The organism is Sorangium sp. So ce381 (genome assembly GCF_051473845.1).
Lineage (GTDB): Bacteria > Myxococcota_A > Polyangia > Polyangiales > Polyangiaceae > Sorangium > Sorangium atrum.
In genome coordinates this window covers 9,761,457-9,776,818 of sequence record NZ_CP150336.1, presented here as the reverse complement: position 1 = coordinate 9,776,818, position 15,362 = coordinate 9,761,457, and the positions used below count along the sequence as shown (strand labels likewise).

Here is a 15,362-nt window from a genome sequence, read left to right as displayed (position 1 = left end):
AGCTGGACATCTCTTCTCATGTTCCTGATGGCGAAGCGTCTGCTCATCCTGGCTGCGTTGCTCCTCCCGCTGGCCTGCTCGAGCGAGGCGAGCGAAGGTGCCGGGGTGGGCGGGGACACCGGCGACGACGCGCTCGTCGTCCCGGAAGACCTCACGATCATGGCGCTCCCCGGCGGAAACGGCGTGCTCAACGTGATCGCGCTAACTCTTCGCAGAGGGCCGACCAACACCGAGCTCTACGCCGCCTTGAGGAACGACGGGGATACCCCTGCTTGCAGCGCTGCCCTCTCCGTCGAGCTCTACAACAAGGCCCAGCAGTCCCTTGCATCCGGGATCAACGGGCTGCTGACCCAGCATTTCTATCGAGTCACGGACGGCTCGGACGCGATCGCCGCGTGCGTGGGTCCAGGTGACGTGACCATGACCGCGGTGACGGATCTGCCCTCGGACATCGTGATCGAAGACGTGGGATACGTCGTCTACCGGTGCCCTTACTTTGCCCTCGACGTCGTTCCCATCGATGGCCTCACCATCAGCGACGTGAAGGCCGTGACGGGTGGCGCCGGCACGGCGTACGCGGGCAAGCTCTTTAACGGACTCGACGTCGCGGTGAACGATCCCTCCGCCACGGTCTTCTCGGTCACTCGCGTCGGGCGTCCGCTCGGCGTAGCGATCGCCAGCGGCGCAGTCCAGGTGCCGCCGGGCGGCAGCTGGGCCTTCGAGACGAACACCGTGGAAACGCCCGGAGCTGATCAAGCCGCGTACCCGGCAGGCGCGATGGCAAAGCAGTAGACCATCCCATGAGCCGCTCGGCTAACCCTGACACGAGGGCGCCTCCGAGAAGCAGCCGGCGCCCGCGCGCGTGCAACCCAGGGCGCACGTGTGCGGAGACGCGTCACGCGCGGTGAAGGAAGCTGCCGTCGAAGGCGGCTTCCTTCACGCTGCGCCTGTAGGGCGCCGCAACCCGTCGGCGGCTACTCGCCAAGCACTGCTACTCCTGAGCGCCGTCGGCGATCCATTGCGTGAGCGCCTCGATGTAGTCGGGGGGTATGCACTTGGAATCCCCCTCGTTGACGCATTCAAGGGGCATTCGCGGAGTTGCGCCGCACGGCCCCTTCAGGATCTTGATGAGCCCGCTCTCTTCCGGATTACCGGGATCGATGAGATCGCCGCAATTCTTGGTTGTGTGAGAGCTCACCCTCGCGTGAAGCTCTCCGTCGATCATCAAGTTCAGGGGGTTCATGTCGTCGTTATGGCAACCCGCCCCGAAACAGGCGTTTTGTATCACGAACTGCAGCGTCTCGAAGGTCGGTTCGATCTCGCTGCCGCTGCCGGTCGAGCCGCCGTCGCCACCGGTGCTCGCGCTGGTCGAGCCAGCCCCGCCCGAACCGCCGGACCCGACCGCGCTCGAGGTAGACACACTGGCGCTCGTGCTGCTGGCATCCGTGCCGCCGGCGCCTCCAGCGCCGGTATCGTCAGGGTCGTCGGAGCAGCCTGGAAGCGGTGACAGGACGGCGACGAATGCTACCACGATGAAGCTTGAGATTCGAAGTTTCATGGTTCACGACGAGGATGGTGAGAGAGAAGGTTTAGCTCTCGTTCCCGTTGGATCGAAGCAAAAGGCTTCGAGCTTCGGATTGCAGAGGCGACGTGCGATCTCTGACCGCGTCGCCCGTGGGCAAGAGCTGCGCGAGGCGAGAAACGTCCTCTTGTACGGATAGAATGAGCAAACGCGAGCCGAAAATCAAGCGGTTCGTGGGGCCCATGCTCGTGTACAGCCCTGCTGTACACGTCGATTGACATTCGTGCCTTGTGCCCTCCAACCGGTCTCACGTGTCCAAGAGCGCCTCTCAAAACCACGCGTGACCAGGTTACCAGATAGCCGGGGTTGTGCGCATCGCGTCGTTGCTCCTCGTCGCACCATCTCAGCAGGGCTCGTCGCCGCGCCCGTGCTCGGCTGCTTGGCTGGGTCCGGCACGATCAGCGTCGGGGGGGCACGAAATCCAGACGCGAACCGGATGTCAAGCTCCTCGCAGTGGCCGTCCCATCGTACAGCCATGCTGGACGCGCTGGTTGAACTACAAACCGCCTTGCGCCCAGCGCCCGGGCGCAGCCATCCTTCGCAGCGACGACTCGCACTCCTCCGACAAGGAGCTCCCCGTGACCGCCGCTTCGCTCTTCGAATTGGCAGTGCAGTTTCATCGAGCCGGGCAAGTCGATCGAGCAGAGCTCCTCTATCGCGGCGTGCTCGAGCAAGCGCCCGGGCATGGCGATGCGCTGTTTCTCCTCAGCGTGCTCGCCGCCCAAGCCGGTCGGCTCGCGGAGGCTGGCGGGCTCCTCGAGCGAGCCGTCCGCGTCGCCCCGAACAACGCCCTCTACCTGTCGCATCTCGGCGACGTATACCGCTGTCTCGGCCGGAGACCCCAGGCGGTCGCCGTGCTGCTCATGGCCGTCGCTCGAAAGCCCGACTTCGCCGAGGGGGTGTTCAACCTCGCTCTCACGTTCGAGGAGCAAGGGGACGTCGATGCGGCGGCGGCGTGCTACGAGCGCGCCCGCGATCTCGAGCCCGGCTTATTGCAGGCGGGTGAGCGCCTCGCGAGCCTGAAGGGCAAAGGGGACGGGTCTGCCGCCGGGGTCGGTCCGGCAGCGGCGCGCAGCCCCGAATCGAGCTTGAGCGCGTCCGACGCCCTGGCGGCCCTCGGCGAGACGCTGCGCCTCGGCGGCCGGCCGGACGACGCCGCGGTCTGGTACCGCGTGGCGCTGAGGCTGAATCCGCGGATGGCGAACGCGTACACTGCGCTCGGCGCGATCCACGCGGACGCCGGACGCTTCGACGAGGCGATCGACGATCTGCGTCGAGCGCTCGAGATCGACCGGAGCTTCCATGTCGCTCGGGAGTACCTCGCCACCGCGCTCGGCGAGTCGGGGCTCCTCGACGAGTCCCAGGCGATGTACCGCGAAGCCGTCGCCCTGTGTCCCGACGATCCCGCTGCTCACAGCGCTCTTCTCTTCAACATGCCGTTTTGGCCGAACGTCACCGAGAGCGACATCCTCGCCGAGGCGCGCGCGTGGAATGCCCGGCATGCCCGCCCCCTCGCCGCGCAGGCTCCCCAACACAAAACCGATCGCTCCCCCGACCGGCGGCTCCGCATCGGTTACGTGTCACCCGACTTCCGAACCCACGTCCAGTCTCTCTTCACGATCCCCCTGTTCCAGAACCATGATCACCGGCAGTTCGAGATCTTTTGCTACTCGAGCGCGGACAGGCCGGATAACTTGACCGAGCGCATCCGCGGATACGCCGATGTCTTTCGCGAGGTCGCCGCCCTGGACGACGCTGCCCTGTCCGAGGTCGTTCGACGCGATCAGATCGATATCCTCGTCGATCTCACCATGCACATGACCGACCGCCGCGTCCTGGTCTTCGCCCGCCGGCCCGCGCCCGTTCAGGTGTGCTGGCTGGCGTACCCAGGGACGACGGGCCTCGAATCGATGGACTATCGCCTGTCCGACCCCTTCCTCGATCCCCTCGACGCAAACACGGACGTCTACTCGGAGGAGACCATCCGGCTCCCCGACTCCTTCTGGTGTTACGACCCGCTCACCGACGTACCCGACGTGAGCTCTCTCCCCGCTCTCACGGAGGGGAGAGTCACCTTCGGCTGTCTGAACCACTTCAGGAAAGTGAATGAAGGGGTGCTTCGCGTCTGGGCGAGGGTTCTGGCCGCGGTGCCCAGGTCGCGGCTCACGCTCATGGCGCCTCAGGGAAGGGCGCGGGACCGGGTGCGCTCGATCCTCGCGGAAGGGGGCGTCCAGCTCGATCGGATCGAGTTCGTCGATCGGTGCGGGCGGCTCGACTACCTGCGAAGGTACCGCGAGATCGACGTCTGTCTCGATACGTTCCCTTCCAACGGCCACACCACGAGCCTGGACGCGCTGTGGATGGGCGTCCCGATGGTGACCCTCGCAGGCGAGACCGTGGTCGGCCGCGCCGGCGTCTGCCAGGCGATGAACCTGGGCCTGCCGGAGCTCATCGCGACGACGCAGGAACACTACGTTCGGGTCGCCAGCGTGCTCGCCGGGGACCTCGAGCACCTGGGCGAGCTTCGCCGAACGCTGCGCGATCGCATGAAGCGATCGCCGCTCATGGACGGCCCGCGCTTTGCCCGCAATCTAGAGTCGATTTACCGCGACATCTGGCGCCGTTTCTGCGCTCAGGCCTGAGGCGAAGGCCGCTCGCCGAACGCACCCGGCCGGACGAATTACAAATACGTTCGCGGGCCCGCGGGGATTGTAGGGGCGATGGAGAGGTGGCACGCGCGGGCATCCGGAGGGCGTTCCGGGTGGCAGCCGGGCGGCCACTTCCATTGAAGCGAGAAAAGTACGACCATGGCAAAGCGCGTGAACCGAAGAATCTTCCTCCGGGGGCTGGGCGGAGCTTGCGTCGCGGCGCCCTTCCTCGGCTCGCTCACCGACCGCACCGTGATGGCGCAGCCGGTCACGCCACCGAAGCGGCTGATCGTGATGTACACGCACTATGGCTGCATCACGACGCGGTGGTTCCCGAAGAAGTCGCACGGCCCGCTCACAGCCGCCGACCTCCAGTCGACGACGCTCAAGCACCTGGCGCCGTACGTCGACAAGCTCCTCATGCCCCGAGGCATCCGCGCGATGAACGAGTGGACGGTGGGGCTGGAGCGGGGGCAGGGGAACGATCGCCACTTGCAGGTGAACGGGTCGTACTTCACTTGCCACCCGGTCACTCCCAACAGCGACGACCCGTTCAGCTTCGACCAAGCGACGAAGTTCAACGCCAAGCCGACCGGTCCCTCGCTGGACCACGTCATCGCGCGACAGCTCAGCCCGCAAGGCATTCCGTTGCTCTTGAACACCGCTGGTCAGAATGACGGCGCTTTCTCGGCGATCTCCTACTCCGCCGCCGAGACCCTCTTCAAGGGCCTCAACGCGTCGCAGGCCTTCAGCAGCCTCACGGGCATCTTCGAACCGGGGAAGCCGACGTCTCCGGACACCTACGCGGCGATGCGCGGCAAGAGCGTCCTCGACATCGTGAAGGATGATCTGCAGAGGCTCGAGCGGCTCGACATGAGCCGTGCGGACAAGCAGAAGCTCGCGGCCTGGAAGGAGCTCCTCGACGCGACAGGAAACGTGGTGGCTTCCTCGCAGTGCGACACGTCGCTCGCCATGGCGCTCGGCGCGACGCAGGAGAACGTCGACCTGGCGAGCACGACTCCGAGCGTCGACGACCGGCTGACGCGGCGAATCTCGGATGGTCTGGACGGAGCGGACCTCCATTCGAACCTCGCCGTGCTCGCGGCGGCGTGCAACGCGAACCCTGTCATCTTCCTGAAGTACCCCGGGACCTTCCTGTTCAAGGGGCTCGGCCTGGAGTACGAGAGCGCCAGTATCTCGGGTCGCCTGGACAGCGCGAACATCACGGGGACCTGCGTCCCGGGGGTGCTCGACATGCTGCTCAAGATCGACGACTACTATGCGAGGAAGTTCGCCCACCTCGTCGGCCAGCTGAACCGTATCGACGAGGGCGACGGGACGCTCCTCGACAACTGCGCGGCCGTCTGGTTCCAGGACGTGTCGGACGGCTGCGCCCGCAACCTCAACAACATGCCGATCCTCCAGGCCGGCAGCGCCGGCGGCTACTTCAAGACCGGCTGGGCCGTGAACGTCGACGACGGCTCGCCCGATCTAACGACCGGCAACAGCGAGATCACGTGTGCCCCTGGCACGTCGGACCAGGTCGACGGGGTCTCCCAGGAAACGGGGACCGATCCGTCGCTCGCCAACGCGCCGATCAACAAGTACTTCTGCAATTTGATGAACGCCCTCGGCGTCAAGGCAGGCACGGATGGTTTCCCGGCAAAGGGCGGTTCGGAGCCGGTGACCCACTTCGGCAGGTACGACCGGACGGAAGACTTCATCGGTGGCGGGACCAATCCTTCCACCATCCACGATCCAGGCGAGTTCACCGCGCTCAGGGCGAACGCCTGAGCGGTCTCGTTCCCGAGCCTGTCGCGCGCTCGAGTGATGAATTCGCCGCGCGGGCCCGGTGCTCCGGCGCTCCGCGCTCATGACACGTTCTCTTAAAGCCATGCGCGAAGATTCTGCCGCGCGAGCGGTCTCAAGAGCGCTTGCGGGCGCCAACTCACCGAATCGGGGGATTGCTGGTTGGGCCGCGTTGGAATCCTGCGCTAGGGGATCAGTTCGGTGCGGGTCGGGGATAGTGTCGTTATGCGAACGCTGCGGCAACTAGCGTACATCGGTACGGCGACATTTTTGACGTCATCAACTTTTCTCGCTGGTTGCACTGGCGAGATCGCGCCCGGTGAACCGGGGGTCTCCTCCAGCGGTGGGGAGACCTCTGGCGCCGGTACGGGGGGCGGAGCGGAGGAGCCGGACCCCGGCGACCCGGATGTCTGCACCCCCGGCATCTGGGCGACATCCCAGGTCCCGCGGCTCTTGAACCGGGAGTACGACGCGGTGGTGAGGGATCTGCTCGGCGTGACGAACCTGCCGAACGCCCCCACGGGCAACCCGTCCTCTCTCCTCGTGGCCGACTTCGAGGGCAGCATGACGGATATCGCCTGGAACTCCTACCTCGTGGCAGCCGAGAGCATCGCCGCCGAGGTGATGGCCGGAACGAACAAGTCCAAGTTCATCGCCTGCGATCCCGCCGCGGCCGGGTGCCTCGAGTCGACGATCCGCGCTTTCGGCCGCAAGGCTTTCCGCCGCCCTGTGACGGACGAAGAGGTGCAGCGCTACATGCGCTTCAACACGCTGGAGCCCAAGGGCACGCCCGCAGAGGTGGCCGAGGCCATCCTCTTCGCCATGCTCGCTTCGCCCTCGTTCATCACGGTCCCCGAGCTGACGGACGACGCGGAGAGCGGCGCCATCAAGCTCTCCAGCCACGAGGTGGCGACGAGGCTCGCGTTCCTGCTCTGGGGCTCCATTCCAGATGACGCCTTGAACACGGCCGCAGACGCCGGTCAGCTCACCACCAAGGAGCAGATCCTCGCGCAGGCGGGGCGGATGGTCCAGGACCGCGCCAAGACGGCGCCGATCGTGGCCCTGTTCCATCGTGCTTATGCGGACATCCGTCAGGGGTCGCACTGGGGAACGGTCGAGCACGACACGACCCGGTTCCCCGACTACTCCCCGGACATCGTTGCTCCGATGCTGGCCGAGATCGACGCCTTCTTCGAGGAGGTGGCGTTCGAGGGGGGGTCGTTCAAGGACATCTTCCTGAGCAACGTCGCGTACGTCAACAAGGACACCGCTCCGATCTACGGGCTCAACGCCGCGGACTACGGCGCGGAGCTGACGCGGGTGGAGCTCGACCCGACCGAGCGGCCGGGGTTCTTGACCCGCGTTGGGTTCTTGAGCTCCTACTCGTCCTTCGGCGCCACGAGCCCGATCCTCCGGGGCGCGTTCGTCTCCAACAGGCTGCTCGGGCTCACCTTGAAGCCGACGCCCGGCGCGGACCAGACGCCGCGGCCGCCGGGCCCGTTCTCCACGGAGCGTGAGGCCATCGAGGCGCTGACCTCCCCTGCGGGGTGCGTCGAATGCCACAGCAAGTTCGTCAACCCGCCGGGCTTCGTGCTCGAGAGGTTCGACTCCCTTGGCAAGGTGCAGACGAAGGATCCGCTCGGCGGTGACATCGACGCGACGGGCGACGTCTACTTCAGCGACACCAACACCAAGGCGATCACGACGCCCCTCGAGATGATGACCGAGCTCGGCGCGGGGGAGATCGCCAAGCGTCACTATGCCGAGCAGTGGGTCTCCTGGGCTCGCCGGAGGGTGCCGAACACGAACGACGCCTGCACCGTCAACGAGCTCAGCGACAAGCTGTCCAACGACGGCTACACAATCATCAATCTGCTCACCGATCTTACCCAGGCCGATTCGTTCCGCCTGCGCACCATCGTCGGGAACTGAGAAGGAATACGACCATGATGAAGAACCTCAACCGAAGAGTATTCCTCCGAGGCCTGGGTGGAGCCGTCGTCGCTGCGCCTTTCCTGGGCTCTGTCGCCGAGCGTGACGCGGAGGCGCAGTCGGCCGGCGGCGGCGCTCCGAAGCGGCTGATCGTGCTCTTCACGCACTATGGCTGCCTGACGAACCGGTGGTTCCCGAAGAAGTCCCATGGCGAATTGACCGCCGCCGATTACGAGGCGACCACGCTCAAGCACCTCGCTCCCTTTGCAAAGAAGCTCCTGATGCCCCGTGGCATCCGGGCGATGAACGAGTGGAGCTTCGGGCGGACCCACGGCCAGAACAACGACCCCCACGGTCAGGTCATGGGGTCGTATTTCACCTGCTACCCGGTGACGCCTGAGAGCGACAAGTTCAACGCGAAGTCGACCGGGCGGTCGCTCGACCACATCGCCGCGGAGCAGGTCAACCCCAACGGCGCGGCTCCCCTCGTGATGCAGATCGGCGGGGTGCGGCAGGATTCTTTCTCCAATTTCTCGTACGACCAGCCCAAGCAGATCTTCCCTGGCATCGGGTCTCCGACGACGATCTACAACAACCTCACGGGCCTCTTCGGTCAGGGCCCCGTGTCGCAGGATACGTACAAGGTGGCCCGCGGCAAGAGCGTGATCGACGTCGTGCGGGAGGATCTGGAGTCCTTCGAGAGGGTCAGGATGAGCAAGGCGGACAAGCAGCGGCTCTCCGACTGGAAGGACCTCCTCCACCAGACGACGAACACGGTCAGGGCCCAGTGCAGCGCCGCCCAGGCAGAGGCGCTCGGTTTGACCGCCCAGTCCGTGCAGGCGGCCTCGCAGGGGGGTGGCCTCGGCGTCGACCTGTCGAAGTCGACGAACGTCATGATGGACCTCGCGGTGCTCTCGGCCATCTGCGACCAGAACCGCGTCATCTTCATGAAGTTCCCCGGGGGCGTCACGTTCAAGTGGGATGGAATCAATCACTCGAAGGACTCCCATGGCATTTCCCACCGCGTCGGCGACGCCAACATGGGCGGGGACTGCGTTCCTGGCGTCATCGAGATGATTCAGGAGATCGACGACTGGTACGCCAAGAAGTTCGCCTACCTCGTCGGTCGGCTCGACAGCATCGATGAGGGCGACCGGAAGCTCCTCGACAACACCGCGACCGTCTGGTTCCAGGAAGACTCCGACGGCAACAGCCACAACCTCAACAACCTCCCGATCCTCCAGGCGGGGGACTGCGGCGGCTACTTCAAGGTGGGTCAGGCCGTGAACGTCGAAGGGGGCAAGGCCGACCTGGCCGTCGGCAGCAGCGAGGCTGCCTGCGGACCGGGCCAGACGAAGCTCGACTTCGCCGCGATCGATGGCACAGGGACTCCGCCGGATGTCGCCACGCAGCCGATCAACAAGTACTTCTGCAACCTGCTGAACGCCATCGGCGTGAAGGCGGGCGCGGACGGCTTCCCGGCGATCGGCGGCTCGGCAGAGGTGATCTGCTTCGGCAAGCACGACGACACAAAGCTCTTCGTCAGCGAGAACAACCCAGTGTCCATCAAGGATCCTGGTGAGTTCAAGATGCTTCGCGCGAACGGCTGATCGTCGCTCGGGCCGGGTCGACCCGCTTGAGCGAGATGCAAGAGGGCCCCTCCTGAAGGGAGCGGACTTCTTGCATCAGCACGACGACGCGGAGCTCCGGGGCGGAGCCCGCGTCGTCGTCATCGGCCGCTCACTGCGGCGCGCCGTTCGCGACCCATTGCTCGATCGCGTCGATGTATTCCTGGAGCAAGCAAGTGTATTCCGGGCCGGGCACGCCGACGCATCCGTTGGGCATGCGGGCGATATCCCCGCAGGGGCCTTTCAGGATCTTGACGAGTGCGCTCTGTTCTGGCTCGCCGGGGGTGACGAGCGGAATGTCTCCGCAAGCCTCGGAGATGTGCGTCGTCAGGGTCGTGTAAAGGGTGTTGTCGTCCACGAGCGTCGGTTTCGCCTCGCCGTTGTGGCAGCTCGCAGTGGAGCAGCCAGCTTGCGCGACGACCTCCCGGACCGTCTCAAAGGTCGGGTCGACCGCTGAGCCACCACCGCCGGTTCCAGCGGAGGTCGAGCTGGAGGCCGTGGCCCCTCCGGCGCCATCCCCGCCCGAGCCCTGCCCTCCGGACCCGGATGCACTCGAGGTAGAGCCTCCGCTGGTCGTGCCGGCTTCCGAGGTGCCGGTGCTCCCATCGTCGGAGCAGCCTGAAAGAGGGGAGAGAATGGTGACGATCGCTGCGGCGGCGTAATTTGAGAATCGAAGTTTCATGGATCGTGATTAAAGTGGTTGGAGAGAAAAGTATAGCTCTCTCTCACTGGCTGGGACCAAAGGAGAGGCTTCGAACCGTCGGGCCTTCAAGGCGAAGCACGATCGATGAATGGATCTGATGAAGCCAAACTTTTGTGAGCACGTCGCGCGTGCCGCGGCGGCTCGCTCGGTGGAGCGCTGAGCGAGGCCAGAGGTGCCGTCCTGGATGGGCAGGACGAGCAAGAGCGTTTGAAAATCAAGCGGTTTGTCGTGGCACTCCTCGCATCCAGCGATGCTGTACGCGCCGATTGACGTACATGCTTGATCCCTCAAGCCGGTCTCGACTGTCAAAAGTGCTTGCAAATGCCGTCGCTCTGGGGCGCGTCCTCGAGCGCTGGAGTCGCGGGCGGCTGCTCGGCGCCGTCGGGCACAGCCGAGCACGTCGAGCGTGGCGAGTACGCGATGTGGCCCAGCGCGAGCAGGGTAGGTACCCTTCGCCCATGAGCGATCCCTTCCTCGTGCCCCCCGGTCCGCTCGTCGATGCCGCCTGGCTCGCAGCGCACGCGGGCGATCCCCGCGTCCGCGTCGTCGATTGCCGCTGGTACCTCGGCGGTCGCCGCGGCGCCGACGAGTACGCCCGCGGCCACATCCCTGGCGCCGTCCACCTCGACGTCGATGCCGATCTCTCCAGCCCGGCGCACGGAGGACCAGGCCGCCACCCGCTGCCGGACGCGGCGGCGTTCGCGCGCGTGCTCGCCCGGATCGGGGTCACTTCAGGCACGGTGGTCGTCGGCTACGACGACGCCGGGGGCGCCATCGCCGCCCGGCTCTGGTGGCTGCTGCGCTACTTCGGTCATCCCGGCGGGCGCGTGCTCGACGGCGGACTCCAGGCGTGGACCTCCGCGGGACACCCCCTCTCGACCGAGGCACCCACGTTCGCGCCAGCGCCCACCATGGATCTCGCCGCCGGCGGCGCCCCGGTCGCGGACAAGGCCGCTGTCGACAGGCTGCGCCGCGACGCCGCGGCGGTGATCCTCGATGCGCGCGCCCGCGAGCGCTACGAGGGGCAGACCGAGCCCGTCGATGCCCGCCCGGGCCACATCCCCGGCGCCCGCTCCGCCCCGTTCGTCGAGAACCTCAGCGCGCCCGGGGGCGCCTTCCGCGAGCGCGCCGAGCTCGAGCGGCGCTATCGCGACCTCGGCGCGCTCGATGCAGCCACCGTGGTCTGCTACTGCGGCTCCGGCGTCACCGCCTGCCACGACCTCCTCGCCCTGGCGACGCTCGGCCGCGAGGACGCGATCCTCTACGAGGGGTCCTGGAGCGATTGGGCCCGCGACGCCGCCCTGCCCGCAGCCAGAGGCCCCGAGCCCTGAGCGGCGTCAGGCGAGCGCGCGGCCGACCGTGGCCTCGATCGTCTCGCGCAGGTAGCGCACCGCCAGCGCGACCGTGCGCGCCGCGCTCTCCGGCGTCGGCTGGAGCGCGGGCGCGACCTCCATGACGTCGCCGCCGATCAGGCCGACCTCGCGCCCGAGCCGGCGGATGAGCGCCACGACGAACTCGGGCGACAGGCCGTCCGGCTCCGGCGTCCCCGTGGCGTCGGCGTACGCGGCGTCCGTGCCGTCGATGTCGTTCGAGAAATACACGCCCTCGACGCCGGTGCTCTTCACGTGGGCCACGATGGCGTCGAGCGCCGCCGCCGGATCGGCGCGGCACTCGGCCGCCCAGAACTGGCGCACGCCGTAGCGGCTCTCCCAGTGCTCGCGCGGCTTCTGCGACGCGCGGACCCCCACCTGCGTCAGCCGGCCGCCCCGCCCGACAAGCTCGTTCGCGTGGTACGACCACGTGGCGAAGCAGTACGCGATGCCGAGCCGCTCCTCGAGGAGATCGGTGTGCGCGTCCGGCTGGACGATGCCCCACGGCCGCTTCCGCGCGCGGGCGAGCGCGCGCGCGACCGGCAAGGCCGTGGAGTGATCGCCGCCGAGCACGATGGGGGCGACGCCCGGGTTGATCGAGAAGACGAGATCGAGCGCGCGCTCCGCGATGGAGAGCGGCGAGACCGGCAGCCGCGACGCCGCGGGCTCGGGCACGCCAGGGTAGAGCGCGCGGCGCGACGCGGCCTTCTGCGCCTCCGAGAGCATGTCGTCGTGCAGGAGCTGCGGGACGACGAACACGTCGCCGATGTCGACGAGCCCGACCTCGCGCGCCCGCTCGGGGAAGTCCGGGAAGGCGTCGAGGAGCGCGGTCCGGATGGCCTGCGGGCCCATGTTGGAGCCGCGGAGGAACCCCGCGCCGACGTCGGAGGGCACGCCGAGCAAGACGGCGCGCGCGCCGGCGATGCGGTCGAGCGACGCGCGGAACCGCGCGAGGACCTCCTCCTCGGTCGCGGCGCCGTAGAGCCTCCGCTGGACCTCGAGCTGCTGCGCGCGGCCGGTCGAGACGAGGTAGAGGCCTCCGGCCGCCGGACGCAGCAGGAGCGCGAGCTCTTCTTGCGGGGTCATGCCCGACGAGGGTACGCCCCCCTCAGGGGGCCGCCAGCGAAAGGGCGGACGCGGGCAGAGGGAAGCGCTCGGCCGTGAGGTGAGGGACCGGCGCGCTCATCGCCGCGGGCCAGCTGGCGCCGCACGCGACGACCCGGAGCGCGCGCATCACGCCCGCGTGCGCGACGAGGAGGTGCGGGCGCGCGAGGGACGCGACGTCCGCGTCGGATGCGACGTCGACGCCGGCCACGCCGCGCGGGGAGCCGAGCTGGCGCCAGAACGACCGCACCCTGGACTCGACCTCGAGCGCCGACTCGCCCCCGGGCGGCCCGACGCGCTCCCAGCCGTCGAGCCACGCGGCGTACGCGGCCGGGTCGTCGCGCTCGATGTCCGAGAAGGCGCGCCCCTCCCAGGCGCCACAGGAGATCTCGGCGAGGCGATCGTCGAGGGCGTGCGGCACCCCGAGGCGCTCCGCGAGCTCGGCGGCCGGGAGCGCGCAGCGGGAGAGCCGCGACGACCAGACCACGCCGGGGCGGACGCAGAGCTCGTGGAGCGCGCGCTCGATCGCGGCCGCGGCAGCCTCCGGGGGGAGCTCCGCGGCGACGTCGAGGCGGCCGTAGCAGACGCCGGAGAGCGCGACGGGGGCGTGGCGGAAGGCGATGAGGCTGTGGGCGAGGGGATCCATGCGCGCGCCCGCGGCTCAGCCGCCCCGCACGAGCGCGAGGGCGAGCAGCGCGGCGCACTCGGCGATCTGCTGCGTCGCGCCCAGGAAGTCGCCCGTGAGCCCGCCGGCGCGGGCGCGGAAGCGGAGGCCGCAGATCGTCGCGGCGGCGGCGGCCGCGATGAGCATGCCCGCCGCCTCGGCCGCCGTGAGGGCCCCTGCGGCGTGCGCCGCGGCGAGCGCGAGCGCCGGCCAGAGCGAGCCGAGCAGCGCCTGCGGGAGCGCCGCCTGCGCCACCGGGCGGCTGCGCGAGCCGCTCTGGGTGACATAAGGCAGCGCGACCATCAGCCAGATCGGCGGGGTGCGCGAGAGGCACTGCGTCAGCACGAGGGCGACGGGCGCCGCGGCGTCGAGCCGCGCGAGCAGGGCGACGCGCAGCACGAGGACCACGATCAGCGCCGCCGCGCCGAACGCGCCGATGCGGCTGTCCTTGAGGATCTCGAAGATCCGCGCGCGATCGAGCGCGCCGCCGAGCGCGTCGGCCGTGTCCGCGAGGCCGTCCTCGTGGAACGCCCCGGTCAGCAGCAGCCCGAGGGCCACGGTGACGCTCGCCGCGACGAGCGCGCCGCCCCGGTCGACGAGCAGCCACACCGCGGCCTGGGCGGCGCCGAGCGCGGCGCCCACGAACGGGAACCAGGCCGAGGCCCAGCGCCAGTCCGCCTCGGCGTAGGGGAAGCCGCCGACCGGGACGCGCGTGAGGAAGGTCGCCGCTGCGCGGGCGCCGCGCAGCACCGGCGGCATCGTCATCGCGTCCCGGGCCGCGCGCGATCGGGCACGCTCGCGCTCGCGAACGTCGCCATGCCCGCGTGGAGGGCGCAGGCCGCGTCGAGGAGGGGCAGCGCGGCCAGCGCCGCGCTCGCCTCGCCGAGCCGCATCCCGAGGTCGAGCAAGGGGCGCGCGTCGAGCGCCGCGAGGACGTGGGCGTGGCCGCGCTCGGCCGAGCGGTGGGCGAAGAGCATGCCCGATCGCGCCCCGGCGCACATCCGGACGAGCGCGAGCGCCGCCGTCGAGACGATGAAGCCGTCGACGAGCACCGCCATCCGCCGCTCGATCGCCCGCGCCATGGCGCCCACCAGCGCGGCGATCTCCTTCCCGCCGACCGCCTGCACGACGCGGTGCGGATCGGTGCGCTGGACGCCCGAGGCGCCCTGCGCGCGCCGCGTCGCGTCGCGAACGACCTCGATCTTGCGCGACAGCGCGTCGCCGGAGACGCCGGTCCCCGCCCCGACGACGTCCTCCGGCGCGACCCCGAGGAGCAGCGCCGTCATGGCCGCCGCCGCCGTCGTGTTGCCGATGCCCATGTCGCCGAGCAGGACGACGCGCGTGTCGCCCCCGAGCGCGTCGATCTCCGCGGCGCCCGCGCGGAGCGCGCGCTCGTAGACGGCCTCCGAGAGCGCGTCCTCGATCCGCAGGTCGCCGATGGGATCGTCCGCGACCGGATCGCGCCGCAGCCGCGCGCCCTCGCCGCCGTCGACGCGCTCGTAGGGGTGGGCGACGCCGACGTCCACGACCCGCAGCTCGACACCGAGGTTCCGGCAGAGGACGCTGGCGGCGGCGCCGCCGCGCACGAAGTTCGCCACCATCGCCGCCGTGACCTCCGGCGGGTACGCCGACACGCCGTGCCGGACGACAGGGTGATCGGCGGCGAAGAGCACCGCCGCCGCAGGCCGGCTCGCGGGCGGCCCGCCCTGGATGCCGGCGAGCGCCACGGCGAGATCCTCGAGCACGCCGAGGCTGCCGCGCGGCTTGGTCAGCGTATCCTGCCGCGCGCGCGCCGCGGCCACCGCGCTCGCGTCGAGCTCCGGGAAGACCCAGTGAGGCGAGAGAGCCATGTCCGGGTTCTCTACTCCGACACGCCGGCAAGCGGGCACGGCGCTGCGGACTCCTTATGGGAACAGGAGTCC

Annotated in this window: 12 protein-coding genes; 6 read left to right on the top strand and 6 right to left on the bottom strand. The window is 68.9% G+C overall.

Annotated elements, in window-relative coordinates; all coding sequences use genetic code 11:
• Window positions 1-27: 27 nt before the first annotated feature.
• On the top strand, window positions 28-792 hold the full coding sequence (locus WMF29_RS36715) for a hypothetical protein (RefSeq protein ID WP_437324764.1): 765 nt from the start codon (window positions 28-30) through the stop codon (window positions 790-792).
• A gap of 199 nt (window positions 793-991) precedes the next feature.
• On the opposite strand, the gene WMF29_RS36710 is transcribed toward WMF29_RS36715, so the two are convergent.
• Window positions 992-1,558 (bottom strand): hypothetical protein, encoded by a 567-nt coding sequence (locus WMF29_RS36710; protein ID WP_437324763.1) that lies wholly within the window; start codon window positions 1,556-1,558, stop codon window positions 992-994.
• Window positions 1,559-2,160: 602 nt separating this feature from the next.
• On the opposite strand from WMF29_RS36710, the gene WMF29_RS36705 reads away from it, so the two are divergent.
• The 4 genes from WMF29_RS36705 to WMF29_RS36690 all read left to right on the top strand — a co-directional run bounded on the left by WMF29_RS36705 (window position 2,161) and on the right by WMF29_RS36690 (window position 9,581).
• The gene (locus WMF29_RS36705) at window positions 2,161-4,224 is read left to right on the top strand and encodes an O-linked N-acetylglucosamine transferase family protein (RefSeq protein ID WP_437324762.1); all 2,064 of its coding nucleotides are present in this window, start codon (window positions 2,161-2,163) and stop codon (window positions 4,222-4,224) included.
• A 177-nt stretch (window positions 4,225-4,401) separates the two neighbouring features.
• Window positions 4,402-6,024, top strand: coding sequence for a DUF1552 domain-containing protein (locus WMF29_RS36700; protein ID WP_437324761.1), 1,623 nt, complete (start codon window positions 4,402-4,404; stop codon window positions 6,022-6,024).
• A gap of 285 nt (window positions 6,025-6,309) precedes the next feature.
• Window positions 6,310-7,971: a DUF1592 domain-containing protein gene (locus tag WMF29_RS36695; RefSeq protein WP_437324760.1), complete on the top strand. Its 1,662-nt coding sequence runs from the start codon at window positions 6,310-6,312 to the stop codon at window positions 7,969-7,971.
• Window positions 7,972-7,985: 14 nt separating this feature from the next.
• Window positions 7,986-9,581 carry a DUF1552 domain-containing protein gene (locus WMF29_RS36690; RefSeq protein WP_437324759.1) on the top strand — a complete coding sequence of 532 codons (1,596 nt, stop codon included), beginning with the start codon at window positions 7,986-7,988 and terminating at the stop codon, window positions 9,579-9,581.
• A gap of 130 nt (window positions 9,582-9,711) precedes the next feature.
• Here the strand turns inward: WMF29_RS36690 and WMF29_RS36685 are convergent, their stop codons facing one another.
• A complete protein-coding gene (locus WMF29_RS36685; RefSeq protein WP_437324758.1) occupies window positions 9,712-10,281 on the bottom strand; it encodes a hypothetical protein in 570 nt (189 codons plus the stop codon).
• Window positions 10,282-10,760: 479 nt separating this feature from the next.
• Between WMF29_RS36685 and WMF29_RS36680 the strand changes: the two genes are divergently transcribed.
• Window positions 10,761-11,633, top strand: coding sequence for a sulfurtransferase (locus tag WMF29_RS36680; protein WP_437324757.1), 873 nt, complete (start codon window positions 10,761-10,763; stop codon window positions 11,631-11,633).
• 6 nt (window positions 11,634-11,639) lie between these two features.
• Here WMF29_RS36680 and WMF29_RS36675 read toward each other — a convergent pair whose 3' ends face one another.
• The 4 genes from WMF29_RS36675 to cobT are packed head-to-tail and all read right to left on the bottom strand — an operon-like array spanning window position 11,640 to window position 15,290.
• The gene (locus tag WMF29_RS36675; protein ID WP_437324756.1) at window positions 11,640-12,758 is read right to left on the bottom strand and encodes an arginase family protein; all 1,119 of its coding nucleotides are present in this window, start codon (window positions 12,756-12,758) and stop codon (window positions 11,640-11,642) included.
• Window positions 12,759-12,780: 22 nt separating this feature from the next.
• Window positions 12,781-13,422 carry a histidine phosphatase family protein gene (locus WMF29_RS36670; protein WP_437324755.1) on the bottom strand — a complete coding sequence of 214 codons (642 nt, stop codon included), beginning with the start codon at window positions 13,420-13,422 and terminating at the stop codon, window positions 12,781-12,783.
• Window positions 13,423-13,437: 15 nt separating this feature from the next.
• Window positions 13,438-14,205 carry an adenosylcobinamide-GDP ribazoletransferase gene (locus tag WMF29_RS36665; RefSeq protein WP_437324754.1) on the bottom strand — a complete coding sequence of 256 codons (768 nt, stop codon included), beginning with the start codon at window positions 14,203-14,205 and terminating at the stop codon, window positions 13,438-13,440.
• On the bottom strand, window positions 14,202-15,290 hold the full coding sequence (cobT, locus tag WMF29_RS36660) for a nicotinate-nucleotide--dimethylbenzimidazole phosphoribosyltransferase (RefSeq protein ID WP_437324753.1): 1,089 nt from the start codon (window positions 15,288-15,290) through the stop codon (window positions 14,202-14,204). Before cobT ends, WMF29_RS36665 begins: the two co-directional genes overlap by 4 nt.
• Window positions 15,291-15,362: the final 72 nt, after the last annotated feature.